Below are 14,579 nucleotides of genomic sequence, written 5' to 3' on the forward strand. Positions count from 1 at the left end.
CCGAGAACATGCGAACTGCCCCAGAATCGGATGCCGCTGGCGCCAAGGGGTGATGGTTCAAAGCCGGTGCGATTGCAACTCAAAACCGGAATGCCATTGGCGACCGCATGACCGCGGTGACTCAGTATCCAGGCTTGGCGTTGTCGGTCTTTTTCCTCTGCGGAATCGTCCGGATCCCATCCGATGGCGGTCGGATAGACCAGCAATTCGGCGCCGGCCAGTGCCATCAGGCGTGCCGCTTCCGGGTACCACTGGTCCCAGCACACCAGCACGCCGATTTTACCCAGGCTGGTGTCAATCGGATGGAAGCCGAGATCGCCCGGGGTGAAATAGAATTTTTCGTAGAATCCCGGATCATCCGGGATGTGCATCTTCCGATACTTGCCCAGCAGTGTGCCGTCTTTTTCGAACACGATGGCGGTATTGTGATACAAGCCGGCGGCACGGCGTTCGAACAGCGAGGCCACCAACACCACCCGGTGCTTGGCGGCCAATGCTGAAAGACGCTCGCTGCTCGGTCCGGGGATGGCCTCGGCCCGATCGAACTCTGCAGCCGATTCGTGTTGACAGAAATAAGCGCCGTTGTGCAATTCCTGCAGCAGTACCAATTCAGCGCCGGCCGCTGCCGCTTCAGCCACGCGCTGCTCGATGACAGCCAGGTTGTCTGTGGCATCGCCATGGTTGATGTCCTGGATCAGTGCGGCTTTCAGCGTTGAGCGGCTCATTTCAGTAACCCTTCAGGTAGTTGCATGGTGCAGCAGTGCAGACTGCCATTTTGCCAGATTAAATCACGGCAGGGGATGCCGATGATGTCGTGCGCGGGAAAGGCCTTCTGCATGACGGCAAGGGCTTTGGCGTCGGCCGCATCATCGTACAGCGGCATCAATACGGCACCGTTGATGATCAGAAAATTGGCATAGGATGCGGCCAAACGCCGGCCTTCATCCAGAATCGGTTTCGGCCAGGGTAATGCATGCAGTGCATAGGGGTGGCCGGACACGGTGCGTAATTGCCGAAGTTCATTCGCCATCGCTTGCAGCTCGTCGTAATGGCTGTCTTCAGGATCTTCGCAAGCCTGATACACAATGGCGTCTTCCGAAGCGAAACGGGCCAGGGTATCAATGTGGGCATCGGTATCATCGCCTTCGAGATAGCCATGCTCCAGCCAAAGAAGCCGATTCTGCCGGAGTTGCGCTTTCAGAACGTGTTCGATCTCGGTTCGGGATTTGTCCGGATGCCGCTCATTTAGGCAATGCCAGGTCGACAGCAGAGTTCCGGCGCCGTCGGTTTCGATGCCGCCACCTTCCAGTGCAAAGTTGACCCGGCGGTGTTCGGCATTTCTGAACAGGCCTTGTGCGGCCATTTCCGCAACGATGCGGTCGTCCAGCCCGGCTTCGAATTTTCCACCCCAGGCGGTGAAGTGGAAATCCAGAAGCGCAAAGCCATCAGTCTTACGAAGAGTAATCGGACCACTGTCGCGCAGCCAGGTATCGTTATAGGGCAGGGTGATGAAGCGAACACGGGTCAGATCGGCGCCGGCCTGAGCCAAATCGCTCCGGGCATCGGCTTCGATGGCCGGATCCGGAGCCAGTAAAAGGAGGGTCTGGCGCTCACTGATGGCGGCTGCGATACCGGCGAAGCAGGCGCGTGTCGTATGCAGACGGGCGGCCCAATCGGTGCCGCTGTGGGGCCACGCCATCAGCACGGCGGATTGCGGCTCCCATTCGGCCGGGAAGCGGGGGGTATCATTCATCCGAAACCTCGAAAGCAAAGGATTATGAGCATGAAAAAGCCGGCGTCAGCCGGCTTGATCGGTACAACGCCTGGAAAGCGATTAACGCTGACGGGCTTTGAAACGGGGATTCGATTTGCAAATCACAAAGACCTTGCCGCGACGACGGACGACCTTGCAGTCACGATGGCGGGTCTTGGCCGACTTAAGCGAATTAAGGACTTTCATGGCTATATTCCTAAACAACGAAAACGGGAAGCGGGAATTATACCGCCAAAATCCTGTGAAAGCAATAACTTGTTAAATAAAACCTTAATCTTCGTAGGCTTTGGACAGGGTGTGCAGGTGCAGGCGCTCGGTATCGCGCAGGAAGGGCGAAACCAGCATCATGACCTGCACAATCCCCTGCTGGATGGCACGCTGCTCGTCTTTTTCGCCCCGTACATTGGCGTAATTCAGCCAGAAAGTGGCCAAAACCAGGATATTGGTGGCGAGGCCCTCGATTTCGGCGGCGCTGGCCCGCATGGCCCCGGTTTCGTTTAGGCCGCGCATGATGCCCTGGGCATTGGACGAGCCGCGTTTGAGAATTCGCGCGAACCTAAGACGTAAGCTTCTGTTTCTACTAAGAATATTAATGATATCTCGGTAGATGAAGCGGTAATTCCAGATGCATTCGAAGACCAGGTGGAGTTGTAGCCAGACATCCTCGAGGGTGACTTCTCGGCCTTCCGGTGCGACCAAGGCCTGATCCATGCGATCTTCGAAGCGCTGGAACAGCTGCTCGATGATGTCGTCCTTGTTCCGGTAGTGGTAGTAAAGGTTGCCGGGGCTGATTTCGAGCTCGTCGGCGATGTGATTGGTGGAGATGTTGGTTTCGCCCTGTTCGTTGAAAAGGCGCAGGGCAACATCAAGTATGCGGTTTCGGGTTTTACCGGACACGTCAGTCCTTCAGGGATGCGACAAGGTCGACATATTTCTTCATGGCAGATTCCCGGCTCGTACCCTCAAGCTTCTGCCAGGCCTGATATTTCGCCGATGCGACGAAATCGAACATCCCCGGGGAAGGCCCGTTGACATCGCCTTCAGATCCCTGCTTGTAAAGACCGTACATCCGCAACAAGGTATCGTTGTCCGGCCGCTTTTTGAGATTTTTGGCCTCGAGGGCAGCCAGTTCAAATTGTTCCTGCAGTGTCGCCATGAAGAAGTCCTTTGACCTGAAGTCGGATTCCAGTATTATGCATTAAACTGCGATTTGCGGTAAAAAATCAAGCACCTATTCAACATTCAACGGGAAAGGGATCGGGTATTTCTATGGCTTATTTCGTCACCGGCGCCACCGGCTTCATCGGCCGTTTTTTGGTCAGCAACCTGCTTAAACGCAAAGGACAGGTGCACGTGCTGGTGCGTAAGGGCTCAGCCAAGAAACTCGGCCAGATCGGCGAGGCGATGGGATGGGACATGAAACGCATCGTTCCGGTCACCGGCGATCTTTCCAAACCCAAGCTGGGCTTAAGCGCCGCCCAAATCACCGCGCTTAAAGGCAAGGTCCAACATTTCTTCCATCTGGCCGCAATCTACGACCTGACAGCGAATGCCGACAGCCAAAAACTGGCCAATATCGGCGGTACCAAAAACGCCCTCGAACTGGCTGCCGTCATCAAGGCCGGGTGTTTCCATCACACCAGCTCCATCGCCGCTGCCGGCTTGTACCCCGGTGTATTCCGCGAAGACATGTTTGAAGAGGCTGAAGGTCTGAAGGACCCTTACCTGAAGACCAAGCACGAGTCGGAAGGTCTGGTGCGCAAACAAAGCGCCGTACCTTACCGGATTTACCGGCCATCAATGGTGGTCGGCCATTCCAAAACGGGTGAAATCGATAAGATCGACGGCCCCTATTATTTGTTCACTCTGATCAAGAAAATCCGGCAGACCCTGCCGCAGTGGATGCCGACACTGGGTATCGAAGGCGGCCGCATCAATGTCGTTCCGGTCGATTTCGTGGCAGACGCCATGGATCATATCGCCCACAAAAAAGGGCTGGACGGCCACTGTTTCCATCTGGTCGATCCGGAGCCGATGCGCTTCGGCGAGCTGATGAATACCTTTGCGCGTGCCGCGCATGCGCCGGAAATGACCATGCGGCTGGATGCCCGCATGTTCGCTTTCATACCGGCTCCGATGCGGATGGCTGTCACCAATCTGCCGCCGGTGAAGCGTCTGACCAATATGATTCTGCGTGATCTGAAGATTCCGAAATCCACGCTGGAATTCATCACCTATCCGACCCGTTTCGACACACGTGAAGCCGAGCGTGCCCTGAAAGGCTCGAAAATCAGCGTGCCGCCGCTCGACAGCTACGCCTGGCGCCTCTGGGATTACTGGGAACGCAATCTCGATCCCGATCTGTTCATCGACCGTTCGCTGCGCGGCAAGGTCGAGGGCAAAGTGGTGCTGATTACCGGCGGATCGTCCGGTATCGGCAAGGCTGCCGCCCTTAAGATCGCCGAAGCCGGTGCCAAGGTCGTCATTGCCGCCCGTGGTGAGGAAGAGCTTGAAGCGACACGCAAGGAAATCTGCGATGCCGGACATCTGTGTTATGCCTTCAAAGCCGATCTCGCCGACCTGGATTCCTGCGACAGCCTGATCGAACAGGTTTCCAAACAGCACGGCGGCGTCGATATCCTGATCAACAACGCCGGCAGGTCCATCCGCCGCTCGATCGAGCTCAGTTTCGACCGCTTCCACGATTTTGAGCGCACCATGCAGTTGAATTATTTCGGTTCGCTGCGTCTGATCATGCAGTCGTTGCCGGGCATGATCGCCAAACGCCGGGGCCACATCATCAACATCTCATCCATCGGTGTCCTGGCCAGTTCGCCGAGGTTCTCAGCCTATGTGGCTTCCAAAGCCGCACTGGATGCATTCAGTCACTGCGCGCAGGGTGAGCTGTCCGGAAAGGGCATCAGCTTCACCACAATCAATATGCCGCTGGTGAAAACGCCGATGATTGCACCGACCAAGATGTATGATTCGGTTCCCACCCTCAGTCCCGAGGAGGCCGCCGATCTCATCGTGAAGGCCATCATCGACAAGCCAAGCCGCGTCGCTACGCGGCTTGGTGTATTCGCCGGCGTGGTGCATGCGGTATTCCCGAAAGCCTACGAGGTGGTGATGAGCACTGCTTTCGAGCTGTTCCCGGACTCGGCAGCCGCCAAAGGCATGGCCGGTCGTGGCGATGCCGCTAACCCGACCAACGAGCAGATTGCGTTTGCGTCGCTGATGCGTGGCGTGCACTGGTAATCGTCAGCGTTGCGCGGATACGAAAAAAGCACCGCAATGCGGTGCTTTTTTCGGTTTCGTACCTGCTCGGGTCTGCGCCGGGAGGGTGAGCAGCAGACCGGTCTGCCGGAATCTGAAACTTAAGCTTTCGGAGCGCGCGGCGTCGGAGCTTTCGGCAGCACGGATTTACCGACTTTCTTGGCGGCTGCGGCTTTCTTCACCGGCTTCTTGGCGGCTTTCTTGACAGGAGCGGCGGCTTTTTTGGCAACCGGTGCTTTGCCGTTCTGCTTGCGCAGTTCAGCGGTCAGGGCTTCAACGCGCTTGATCAGACCTGCCAGATCTTCGCGGGTCGGGACGCCAAGACGGGTCAGGGCACGTTGGACGCGGTCTTCGAAGACTTTTTCCATGCGGTCCCAGGTGTCGGTGGCTTTTTCGCGGACGTTTTCGACGCGGTCTTCAACGCTGGCACGCACGACATCAACCTTGCCGTTGGCAAGCTTACGGGTCTGGGCTTCCAGGCTCATGCCTTTCTTGACCAGCGCATCGAACATGTCGGTACCTTCACCTTGGGCGCGGGCCAGAGCGCCGATGCCGGCGGCCCAGATCTGCTGTGCGGTGCCAATCAGGTTGTGCGAAGCGGCTACGGCGCTTTTGGCGGCCGGTTTGCGACTTGCGGTTTTGGTACGGGCGGCTTTTTTGAGCTTGGCCATGGGGTAACCTCAATATATGGGAATGGGGGTGACAAGCCGCTGTTCCGACTCGGTGCCCATTGTGGGGCACTTGTCTAGAGCAAACACACCAAAAATCAAGGGCTTCCGGCTACGCGTTCAGCGGGTTTTGCGCTGACGCAGGCCATATTCGATATCGTCGAGGTTGTGCCACAGCTGCGCGGTCGCTGCCGTACGGCGGTAGACCGGGGCGATGCCATCGAGCAAGGTGATGTCAGGGTTATCCAGAACGGACATATTCAGGGTCAGGCCATGTTTGGCCAAAAGCGGTGCAAGCTGCGCGGCACGCGATTTCAGATCGCGCAGGGTGCTTTGGAATGCATGCTCGCACACGCGATGGCGCGAAGAATAACTGAACACATTGGTGAAGAACATCTCGGCATCGTCTTCATTCGGTTCCAGGACCAGTTGGTCGGTTTCCGGATACTGACGGGCGTATTTCTCGAGACCGACCTGCATGCGGGATTGCAATAAGGTACGGAACGTCTGTGAAAGCACCATCGGCAGGCCGCCATCGGCGAGCTTGACCGTGGGTTCGGTTCCCTTGTGTCGGTTCTTGGCATTGAAGGGCACAAAGGGGTTGATGCCGATCATCAGATCGATACCGTGATCGAGCACGACCGATGCATGCATGGTGCGTCGAAGTGCACCGTCAACAAAATGATGCCCGTTGATGTCCACCGGCGGGTACAAGCCGGGCAGGGCGGCGCTGGCCTGAACGGCCTGCGAAATCGGCACGGAATCCCAGTCCTTGCTGCCGAAACGAACGGCCTTGCCTTGGTCGAGGTCGACCGCAACCACATACAGCGGCCGTTCCAGTTTCCGGAAATCGTTGCTGCGACCAGGGCCGTTAAAGATGCTTTTCAGGAATTTTTCAATCGGGGCATTATCGAATAAGCCGGTCGGTACCGCACCGGTGAAGCGGGAGGTCAGCTCACTCAGCTGGGCTCCGCTCGGATCGGTAATCAGGCTCTTCCACCAGTCGAAAGCCAGGCCGGGCAGTGAGGATACGCGTTTTCCGAATTCCATGAAGGCCGGCTTCAGGAACATGCGCGGAGAAAAATGGATTTCAGGGTGATTGTTGGTGATGAAGATCTGGCAGATTTCCGCTGTACTGAGGCGATTGACCAGGCCGGCCGCGAGAAATGCGCCGGAGCTGACGCCGACGTACACATCGAGACGGTTGAGATCCAGCCCATCAATGGCGACTTCCAGGGCGCGGAGGGCGCCAAGTTCGTACATTCCGCCGATGGGTCCGCCGCCGGCAATGGCGAGGCCGATTTTGCCTTGGTGTTTTGCGGTCTGGCTGGCGGCTTGCAATACGAGCATGAAATGGCCGTGATTTGACGGTGGATTTCATTGTAAGGCTAAAATAGCCTGAGTCCAATCACCGGGTGTGTTCCACTATGGCGGTCAATGATTTGCAAAGCCGTCTAGCCCGACGCCTGCGATGGCAGAAACAGGCGCATGTGTCGGAAAAACAGGATGTTGTGCTCGCAAAGTGGTTGCCGGCGCTGCGTACTTGGCAGGCAGAGCGACTGGCGGCAAGCTTTGCCCACTTCATGGATGATGCGCGCAAACAGCCGGCGGCCACCTTCTTCCTGTCCGATCTTTACGGTGATGCCGATTTCATGAAGCGTGACGAGGAGGCGGCAAAAATTCTCCCGAAAATGTCACGATTGCTCCCCGATAACCTGCTGACGGCTGCTGTCGATGCCATCGAATTGTCCGTACTCAGTCATGCCATTGACATGCGTATGGCCAGAGAATTGCACAAATCGGGGAGGAAGCCGGCCTCGCTGGATGCCGCACTCTACCAGAAAGCCTACCGGAGCGTCGGCCTGCGCCGCTTGCGCCGTCGTCAGATCGATCTGGTCATGGATGTCGGTTCACGCCTGGATGCGGTTGTTCAGAAGCATGGCATTGCCAAATTGTTATCGGCTTCGCGATTGCCTGCGCGTATGCTTGGTCTGCAGCATCTGCAGAGTTTCCTCGAACGGGGTTTTGACGCATTCAACCATCTCGGCGGGGCCGATGAGTTCCTGGATGAAATCCATCGCCAGGAAACCTGCATCGCGGATCGTCTTGCAGCCGGCAATGCCGACCCGTTCACGCCGCCATTCAGCTGAATTCTTCGTCCAGATAGCGTTCGATTTCGCTTTCGATGGGGCCTTTGAGCGCCGACAGGAAGAAGCCGAGGTCGGCAAAGACGTGGATGGATTTCGGGTTCACTTTGATATGGCCGTCAACGCCTGATCGGCTGAAATTGAGCATGTTGCCATCCCACTCGCATTCGACATCGAATTTTTCAACGATGTGATCGGCGACTTTCTGGACCTTTTTCTTGGCCTTTGCGATTTCAAGGCTGTGTGTACGTTTGATGTCGATGGCGGCCATGGCGCATCCGTTAACTGGCGAAGCCTAGAAAATACAATGAAATGCTCGGTTTGTCAGGCCGGATATGGTAAATTTTCAAAAAAGGCGTTTCTATGCACTGGCTACTTCATATTCTCGGACAACCCGCCGCGGCAGTAGGTGAGTCGCCGCTCCGTATCGGATCCGACCCGGGTTCGGAGATCTACGTGGCTCATCCTGGCGTGGCCCACCTGCATGCACGACTCATTCCCGATGCCGCCGGCCTGTTGTGGATCGAACCCGCCGCCGATGAGGCCGCAGATGTTCATGTCAACGGTCGTCGCATCGTCCGTGGCGCCATGTTGGCTCCGGGTGACGAGCTGCATTTGGGAAGCTGCGCATTGCGGCTCAGCTCTGCTATCAAACCGGATTCTGCCAAGCGGCCCGCAGCCCAGCCGACCAATTTTTCCGGTCGGGTACTCCTGCGGGCGCTGAGCGGTGCCGAAACCGGGCGTGCCCATGTTCTGGTCAACAGTCTGTGCATCGGGCGTTCGGATCTGTCCGAAGTCCGTATTGACGATACGGCGCTCGCCGAACGCCAAATCCTGTTGCAACGACAGGGAAATGACATTTTGGTCAAAAACCTCAGCCCGGTGTTGGAGATGCGTGTTGATGGATGGATTTGCGAGGAGGCGGTTCTGCAGCCTGGGTCGCATATCAGCATCGAGCAGCACCGTTTCCGGTTCGAGGCGCCTTGCGGTGAGTCTTCCTCGCTGACGGATCCGGAAATGGCAGTGCCCATGCAACCCGTCAACATGAGTGCCTTACCGCCAGCCGATCCGGCAAGACGCATATTCAGCCCGGCGCAATGGATTCTTTTGGCCGTGGCCATCGCCATCTCGGGTTTTTTCATCATTCTGCTTAGTTTTTCGCCGTAATCACGCGAAAATAATCACACCGGGTTTCGCTGATTAAGCCCTGCATGCTAGGCTAGAAGGCATATTCCAAGGAGTTTTTATGTCGCGCGCGTTCAATTTCAGTGCCGGTCCGGCTGCTTTGCCCGAATCCGTTCTCGTCCAGGTCCAGGAGGAACTCATGGAATGGCAGGGGGAGCGCGCCTCGGTGATGGAAGTGAGTCATCGCGGCAAGGCCTTCATTGATTGCGCCGCCCAAGCCGAGGCCGATCTGCGCCATCTGCTCGGTGTCAGCGACGATTATGCTGTTTTGTTCCTGCAGGGTGGCGCAACCACGGTTTCAGCGCTTCTTCCGATGAATCTGGCGCGTGCCGACCAGGCCGGTGAATATCTGCTGACCGGTCACTGGGGTGAGAAAGCACTCGAAAACGCCAAGGCATCTTTGAATACGCATGTTGTTGCCAGCGACAAAGCCAATGCCTACCGCAACATCCCTGAAGTTGCTTCCTGGCAGCGTGCCGGCAATGCCGCGTATTTCCATTACACCTCGAACGAGACCATCCATGGCGTGGAATTCGCGGATATCCCGGATGCCGGCGATGTGCCGCTGGTCGCGGATTTTTCCTCTAACTTTCTGGCACGCTCGGTCGATGTCAATCGTTTCGGCATGATTTATGCCGGTGCCCAAAAGAATATCGGCCCGGCCGGCATCACCATCGCCGTCATCCGGAAAGATTTGCTCGGCCGTCATGGGCGCAATCTTCCGCCGATCTTCGAATGGCAGAACCAAGTCAAGAATGATTCCATGTTCAATACGCCGCCGACATTCCCCTGGTATGTGGTCGGTTTGGTGCTCAAATGGATGATTGCCGAAGGCGGTACCGAGGCCTTCGCCCGCCGTAATGCCGACAAAGCCGCATTGCTGTACCGCACCATCGACGGATCCGGCGGCTTCTACCGCAATGAAGTCGCCGTCGCCGCGCGTTCGACCATGAATGTGCCTTTCATGCTCAAGGACGAAGCCCTCGACAAGGCTTTCCTTGCGGAATCGGAAGCAGCCGGCCTGATGGGTCTGAAGGGTCACCGTGCACTCGGCGGCATGCGTGCCTCCATCTACAATGCCATGCCTTTGTCAGGGGTTCAGGCATTGACCGATTTCATGGGTGACTTTGCGGTGCGCCATGGCTAAACCCACCGGAAAGCCGCCGGCGAAGAAAAAGACGGCGGCAAAGCCTGCCGCGAAACCGGTCAAAGCGCCCGCTGCCAACCCCCAGAAACTGCAGGAAGTCCGTGCACAGATCGATGGCATCGACCGCCAGATTCAGGAGTTGATTACCCAGCGAGCGACCTGGGCGTCGAAGGTTCGCGCAGCTAAAGGCGAGATGAAAGCCGCTGTGGAATATTATCGGCCCGAACGCGAATCGCAGATCCTCCGGCGCGTGCTTGACCGCAATCAGGGTCCGCTCAGCAACGAAGTGTTGCTGCGACTGTTCCGTGAAATCATGTCGGCCTGTCTGGCCCAGCAGGAGCCGCTGAAGGTCGGTTTTCTCGGTCCGGAAGGTACGTTTTCGCAGCAGGCCTTGCACAAACATTTCGGTCATTCCGCGCGGTCCTTGCCATTGGCCAGTATCGAGGAAGTCTTTCAGGAAATCGAAAGCGGGAATGCCGATTTCGGTGTGGTGCCGGTCGAGAATTCGGGGCAGGGTACCATCCAGTCCACGCTCGACATGTTCCTCACATCCAAACTCAAGATTTGCGGCGAAGTCGAACTGCGCGTGCATCAGCATTTGCTGTCACGGACAGGGAGGCTCGAGGATATCGAGCGCGTGTATTCGCATCCGCAATCGCTGGCGCAATGCAAGGCCTGGTTGCGTGCCAATCTACCCCACGCTGAAAAAATCGCGGTATCCAGCAATGCTGAAGCTGCACGTCGTGCCCGCATCGCCGATGACGCGGCCGCGATCGCCGGCGAAACCGCAGGCCATGTCTATGGACTGAAGGTGCTGGCCGGGCCCATCGAAGACCGTCAGGACAACACCACTCGCTTTCTGGTCATCGGCCGTGAATTCTTTTCACCCTCCGGCCATGACCGTTCATCGCTGTTGGTGTTTGTCCGTGACCAGCCCGGCGCGCTTTATAGTGTTCTTAGTCCGTTCGCCAAACATGGGGTCAGCATGAACCGGATTGAATCGCGACCTGCGCATAGCGGTCGTTGGCAATATGTCTTTTTCATCGATGTCAGCGGTCATGTCGAAGATGACAAAGTCGCCATGGCCATGTCCGAGCTCGGTGAGTACGCCTCCGACGTGGTGGTGCTGGGGTCCTATCCGGTCGCGTTGCTGTAAATATGTCCGCCGTTCCCGATTTCAAGGCATTGGCCAATCCGGCGATACGGACACTTGCCGCCTATGACCCCGGCCACGATATCCCATCATTGCGGCGCCGCTTTGCCGATGCCGGCGGCTTGCTCGAACTCGGCTCCAATGAAAACCCATTTGGTCCGTCGCCCTCGGTATTGACGGCAATAAATGCCGAATTGGATAGGCTGCACCGTTATCCGGATCCGTCCGGAAAGGCACTGAAACAGGCCATTGCACAGGCGCATGGCACTGCCATGGCGCAAATCGCCCTTGGCAACGGCTCCCACGAATTGCTGATGCAGTTGGGACAGGTATTCGTCGGCCCGGACGACGAGGTGCTGCTCAGCCGTTATTGTTTTGCGGTGTATCCCATTGCCGCCAAAGCCGCCGGTGCGAAGTTGGTATTCGTCGATGCGTTTCCGGCTGATCATGCCATGCCGCTTGGCCACGATCTCGAAGCCATGGCCGCTGCGATTACGCCGCGAACCAAATTGATCTGCCTTGCCAATCCGAACAATCCAACGGGTACCTGGTGTGACAGTTCGCAACTTTCAGCATTCCTCGCGAGGGTGCCGTCGCATGTTCTGGTGCTGGTCGATGAAGCTTATATCGAGTATGTTTCCGATCCGGCGCTGCGCAGCGCCGTGGAACTGCGTACACGCTTTCCGAACCTGATTGTGGCGCGGACCTTTTCCAAAGCGTATGGCTTGGCCGGACTACGTGTCGGGTACATTATCGCTGAGCCGGCCTTATTGGCGCTGTTGGAGCCCGTTCGGGAATCATTCAATGTGAATGCTCTGGCCCTGACGGCTGCCCAAGCGGCCCTCGCCGATGATGCGCACCTGCGAAGCGTCGTGGTCCAGAACGCCGCGGAACGCGAATCGCTGGCTGGGGCGCTTCGGTCCATGGGATTGCAGGTGTTGCCGTCTCAGACCAACTTTCTGTTAGTGCATTTCGGGGCGAAGACGTCCGCCATCGAACAGGCCTTGTTTGAACGTGGTGTCATCGTACGGCCAATGGTCGGTTATGGTCTGGCAGACTACCTGCGGATAACGGTTGCAACGCATCCCGAAAACCAACGCCTGCTCGCCAACCTGAAGGCCGTTCTGTCATGAGCTTGACCTGGACAGCGGCGCGTTCATCCGGCCTGCACGGCCTGTTGCGTGTGCCGGGAGACAAGTCCATCTCGCACCGCGCCATCATTTTCGGGGCCTTGGCCGAAGGTCGGACGCACGTTAGTGGTTTTCTGGAGGGCGAGGATACCCGTGCCACAGAAAGGATATTCAGCCAGTTGGGCGTTCGCATCGAAACCCCGGATGCCCAATCCCGAATCATCCACGGGGTCGGTTTGCACGGTCTGCAAGCCAGTGCCGCCCCCTTGGATTGCGGTAACGCCGGCACCGGCATGCGCCTTTTGACGGGCTTGCTTTGTGCGCAGGCATTCGACAGTGTGCTAATCGGCGATGCTTCGCTTTCACAGCGCCCGATGGCGCGTGTCATCAACAAACTTGAAGCCATGGGCGGTCGAATTTCCGCACGTGAGGGAAATTTCGCGCCCTTGCATGTCCATGGCGGCCAGTATTTGCGGCCGGTTGAAATCGATACCGGAGTCGCCAGTGCGCAGGTCAAATCCGCGCTCCTGCTTGCCGCCATGTATGCCGAGGGGGAGTCGGTCATTACCGAACCACGTCCGACCCGTGATTACACCGAAGCGATGATGAAGTCGATGGGCTGGCCGATCAGCTACAGTCCGGGTCGCATCCGGATCCGTGGCGGCGGACGTCTGCAGGGCGGCGACATCGGTATACCGGGCGATATTTCCTCCGCGGCATTCCTGATTACGGCGGCACTTCTGATTCCAGGCTCGGACATCACCCTTGAAAACATCGGTGTCAATCCGCGACGGACCGGCATTTTGCAGGCTTTGCGCCTGATGGGCGGGCAGATCGAGGTGTTCAATGAGCGCGAGCAGGGCGGTGAGCCGGTAGCGGACCTTAAGATTCGGCACTCGGCACTGAAGGCGATCGAATTGCCTGAAAGCCTGGTCCCGGACATGATCGACGAGTGCCCGATATTCTTTGTGGCCGCCGCCTTGGCCGAAGGTACGACCGACGCCTCCGGTCTGGCCGAGCTGCGGGTCAAGGAGTCCGATCGGATCGCCAGCATGGTGACCGGTCTGCGTGCCATGGGGGCTTTGGTCGAAGAAACACCGGATAGTGTGACCATTACTGGCGGGCATCTCCATGGCGCCGTGATTCAGAGCCACCACGACCACCGGATAGCCATGAGTTTTGCCGTTGCCGCGCAGTGCGCTAGCGGCGAAACCCTGCTCCATGACTGCGACAACGTCGCCACTTCGTTCCCGGGATTCGTCGATTTGGCGCAATCCGCGGGTATGATTCTTGAATGACGGCTAAATCGCCCAGCTTCCGGAGAGTCCATGCAGCTGAATTCAATCCCTGTAGTCACTATTGACGGCCCTGCCGGTGCCGGCAAGGGTACGGTCAGCCGCTTGGTTGCACAGGCCCTCGGGTGGGCCTATTTGGACTCCGGCGCCCTGTATCGGGCGGTCGGCATCGCTGCCGCCTGGGAAGGTATCGGTTTGGATGAACCGGCGCAACTGGCTGCATCCGCATCTCGAACAGACATTAAGTTTATTACGCAAGATACTGAAGAACCTAAAATTATAGTTAATGGAAAAGAGGCCACCGACGATATTCGTTCGGAATTGGCCGGATCCATGGCTTCGGCATTGGCTGCCCAACCGGACGTCCGTGCGGCTTTGGTCCTGCTTCAGCGTAGCTTTCGGACGGCCCCGGGTCTGGTCGCTGATGGCCGCGATATGGGGACAGTCATCTTCCCCGATGCCCCCTACAAGTTCTTTTTAACCGCCAGCCCGCTCGAACGTGCCCAGAGACGGTATAAGCAGTTGATGGAAAAAGGAGTTTCTGTTAAACTTGACGACCTATTGCACGAAATCGTGGCCCGTGATGAACGTGATGCGAACCGTGCGGTGGCGCCGTTGAAGCCGGCCGATGATGCCATCATCATCGACTCGACATCCCTGCCCATCGCTGCGGTCATCGATCAGATTCTTTCCGTTCTGCCGTCACATTACCGCTCCTGAGCGGGTTTTCCGAGTTCTGCAATGGACCCAGGCCTCTGCTCCGGCAGGGATTTTTCAACGTGCATCCGCACACAACAGGTGGGC

Annotated in this window: 16 protein-coding genes; 8 read left to right on the top strand and 8 right to left on the bottom strand. The window is 57.5% G+C overall.

The window, feature by feature from the left end:
• From ACIQ1A_RS05040 to ACIQ1A_RS05060, 5 genes are all read right to left on the bottom strand, one after another.
• Positions 1-725 (bottom strand): nitrilase-related carbon-nitrogen hydrolase (locus ACIQ1A_RS05040; RefSeq protein ID WP_395769982.1); only part of this gene is annotated, 725 nt, incomplete at its 3' end.
• Positions 722-1,753, bottom strand: coding sequence for an agmatine/peptidylarginine deiminase (locus ACIQ1A_RS05045; RefSeq protein ID WP_395769983.1), 1,032 nt, complete (start codon positions 1,751-1,753; stop codon positions 722-724). The genes ACIQ1A_RS05040 and ACIQ1A_RS05045, both read right to left, overlap by 4 nt.
• A gap of 81 nt (positions 1,754-1,834) precedes the next feature.
• Positions 1,835-1,960: a type B 50S ribosomal protein L36 gene (gene ykgO / locus ACIQ1A_RS05050; protein WP_091238229.1), complete on the bottom strand. Its 126-nt coding sequence runs from the start codon at positions 1,958-1,960 to the stop codon at positions 1,835-1,837.
• Positions 1,961-2,044: 84 nt separating this feature from the next.
• Positions 2,045-2,671 carry a TetR/AcrR family transcriptional regulator gene (locus ACIQ1A_RS05055; RefSeq protein ID WP_395769984.1) on the bottom strand — a complete coding sequence of 209 codons (627 nt, stop codon included), beginning with the start codon at positions 2,669-2,671 and terminating at the stop codon, positions 2,045-2,047.
• A 1-nt stretch (position 2,672) separates the two neighbouring features.
• Positions 2,673-2,930 (bottom strand): acyl-CoA-binding protein, encoded by a 258-nt coding sequence (locus tag ACIQ1A_RS05060; protein WP_395769985.1) that lies wholly within the window; start codon positions 2,928-2,930, stop codon positions 2,673-2,675.
• Between the two features lie 113 nt (positions 2,931-3,043).
• Here ACIQ1A_RS05060 and ACIQ1A_RS05065 point away from each other — a divergent pair, with 113 nt between their 5' ends.
• Positions 3,044-5,032, top strand: a complete 1,989-nt coding sequence (locus ACIQ1A_RS05065) for an SDR family oxidoreductase (protein WP_395769986.1) — start codon at positions 3,044-3,046, stop codon at positions 5,030-5,032.
• A gap of 119 nt (positions 5,033-5,151) precedes the next feature.
• Here the strand turns inward: ACIQ1A_RS05065 and ACIQ1A_RS05070 are convergent, their stop codons facing one another.
• Positions 5,152-5,721, bottom strand: a complete 570-nt coding sequence (locus ACIQ1A_RS05070) for a phasin family protein (protein WP_395769987.1) — start codon at positions 5,719-5,721, stop codon at positions 5,152-5,154.
• 117 nt (positions 5,722-5,838) lie between these two features.
• The gene (locus ACIQ1A_RS05075; RefSeq protein WP_395769988.1) at positions 5,839-7,068 is read right to left on the bottom strand and encodes a patatin-like phospholipase family protein; all 1,230 of its coding nucleotides are present in this window, start codon (positions 7,066-7,068) and stop codon (positions 5,839-5,841) included.
• A gap of 77 nt (positions 7,069-7,145) precedes the next feature.
• On the opposite strand from ACIQ1A_RS05075, the gene ACIQ1A_RS05080 reads away from it, so the two are divergent.
• Positions 7,146-7,868, top strand: coding sequence for an FFLEELY motif protein (locus ACIQ1A_RS05080; protein WP_395769989.1), 723 nt, complete (start codon positions 7,146-7,148; stop codon positions 7,866-7,868).
• Here the strand turns inward: ACIQ1A_RS05080 and ACIQ1A_RS05085 are convergent.
• Positions 7,861-8,136 carry a polyhydroxyalkanoic acid system family protein gene (locus tag ACIQ1A_RS05085; protein ID WP_395769990.1) on the bottom strand — a complete coding sequence of 92 codons (276 nt, stop codon included), beginning with the start codon at positions 8,134-8,136 and terminating at the stop codon, positions 7,861-7,863. The two genes, ACIQ1A_RS05080 and ACIQ1A_RS05085, sit on opposite strands and share 8 nt — an antisense overlap.
• 92 nt (positions 8,137-8,228) lie before the next feature.
• Here ACIQ1A_RS05085 and ACIQ1A_RS05090 point away from each other — a divergent pair, with 92 nt between their 5' ends.
• The 6 genes from ACIQ1A_RS05090 (at position 8,229) to cmk (ending at position 14,495) form a co-directional block, all read left to right on the top strand.
• Positions 8,229-9,032, top strand: coding sequence for an FHA domain-containing protein (locus ACIQ1A_RS05090; RefSeq protein WP_395769991.1), 804 nt, complete (start codon positions 8,229-8,231; stop codon positions 9,030-9,032).
• Positions 9,033-9,111: 79 nt separating this feature from the next.
• Positions 9,112-10,197, top strand: coding sequence for a 3-phosphoserine/phosphohydroxythreonine transaminase (gene serC, locus ACIQ1A_RS05095; RefSeq protein ID WP_395769992.1), 1,086 nt, complete (start codon positions 9,112-9,114; stop codon positions 10,195-10,197).
• Positions 10,190-11,353 carry a prephenate dehydratase gene (pheA, locus tag ACIQ1A_RS05100; protein ID WP_395769993.1) on the top strand — a complete coding sequence of 388 codons (1,164 nt, stop codon included), beginning with the start codon at positions 10,190-10,192 and terminating at the stop codon, positions 11,351-11,353. Before serC ends, pheA begins: the two co-directional genes overlap by 8 nt.
• Positions 11,354-11,355: 2 nt before the next feature.
• Positions 11,356-12,483, top strand: coding sequence for a histidinol-phosphate transaminase (gene hisC / locus ACIQ1A_RS05105; RefSeq protein WP_395769994.1), 1,128 nt, complete (start codon positions 11,356-11,358; stop codon positions 12,481-12,483).
• A complete protein-coding gene (aroA, locus tag ACIQ1A_RS05110) occupies positions 12,480-13,778 on the top strand; it encodes a 3-phosphoshikimate 1-carboxyvinyltransferase (protein WP_395769995.1) in 1,299 nt (432 codons plus the stop codon). Before hisC ends, aroA begins: the two co-directional genes overlap by 4 nt.
• Before the next feature lie 30 nt (positions 13,779-13,808).
• Complete coding sequence (gene cmk / locus ACIQ1A_RS05115; protein ID WP_395769996.1) at positions 13,809-14,495, top strand: (d)CMP kinase; 687 nt, start codon at positions 13,809-13,811, stop codon at positions 14,493-14,495.
• The last annotated feature ends 84 nt before the right edge of the window (positions 14,496-14,579 follow it).

Source organism: Arenimonas sp. (assembly GCF_044353605.1).
Lineage (GTDB): Bacteria > Pseudomonadota > Gammaproteobacteria > Xanthomonadales > Xanthomonadaceae > Arenimonas.

What these genes read in the sequence shown, in the direction of transcription:
- ACIQ1A_RS05045 (WP_395769983.1), bottom strand. Translation starts at nt 1,753, where the DNA reads ATGAATGATACCCCCCGCTTCCCGGCCGAATGGGAGCCGCAATCCGCC.
- ykgO (WP_091238229.1), bottom strand. Translation starts at nt 1,960, where the DNA reads ATGAAAGTCCTTAATTCGCTTAAGTCGGCCAAGACCCGCCATCGTGAC.
- ACIQ1A_RS05060 (WP_395769985.1), bottom strand. Translation starts at nt 2,930, where the DNA reads ATGGCGACACTGCAGGAACAATTTGAACTGGCTGCCCTCGAGGCCAAA.
- ACIQ1A_RS05065 (WP_395769986.1), top strand. Translation starts at nt 3,044, where the DNA reads ATGGCTTATTTCGTCACCGGCGCCACCGGCTTCATCGGCCGTTTTTTG.
- ACIQ1A_RS05070 (WP_395769987.1), bottom strand. Translation starts at nt 5,721, where the DNA reads ATGGCCAAGCTCAAAAAAGCCGCCCGTACCAAAACCGCAAGTCGCAAA.
- ACIQ1A_RS05075 (WP_395769988.1), bottom strand. Translation starts at nt 7,068, where the DNA reads ATGCTCGTATTGCAAGCCGCCAGCCAGACCGCAAAACACCAAGGCAAA.
- ACIQ1A_RS05080 (WP_395769989.1), top strand. Translation starts at nt 7,146, where the DNA reads ATGGCGGTCAATGATTTGCAAAGCCGTCTAGCCCGACGCCTGCGATGG.
- ACIQ1A_RS05085 (WP_395769990.1), bottom strand. Translation starts at nt 8,136, where the DNA reads ATGGCCGCCATCGACATCAAACGTACACACAGCCTTGAAATCGCAAAG.
- ACIQ1A_RS05090 (WP_395769991.1), top strand. Translation starts at nt 8,229, where the DNA reads ATGCACTGGCTACTTCATATTCTCGGACAACCCGCCGCGGCAGTAGGT.
- serC (WP_395769992.1), top strand. Translation starts at nt 9,112, where the DNA reads ATGTCGCGCGCGTTCAATTTCAGTGCCGGTCCGGCTGCTTTGCCCGAA.
- pheA (WP_395769993.1), top strand. Translation starts at nt 10,190, where the DNA reads ATGGCTAAACCCACCGGAAAGCCGCCGGCGAAGAAAAAGACGGCGGCA.
- hisC (WP_395769994.1), top strand. Translation starts at nt 11,356, where the DNA reads ATGTCCGCCGTTCCCGATTTCAAGGCATTGGCCAATCCGGCGATACGG.
- aroA (WP_395769995.1), top strand. Translation starts at nt 12,480, where the DNA reads ATGAGCTTGACCTGGACAGCGGCGCGTTCATCCGGCCTGCACGGCCTG.
- cmk (WP_395769996.1), top strand. Translation starts at nt 13,809, where the DNA reads ATGCAGCTGAATTCAATCCCTGTAGTCACTATTGACGGCCCTGCCGGT.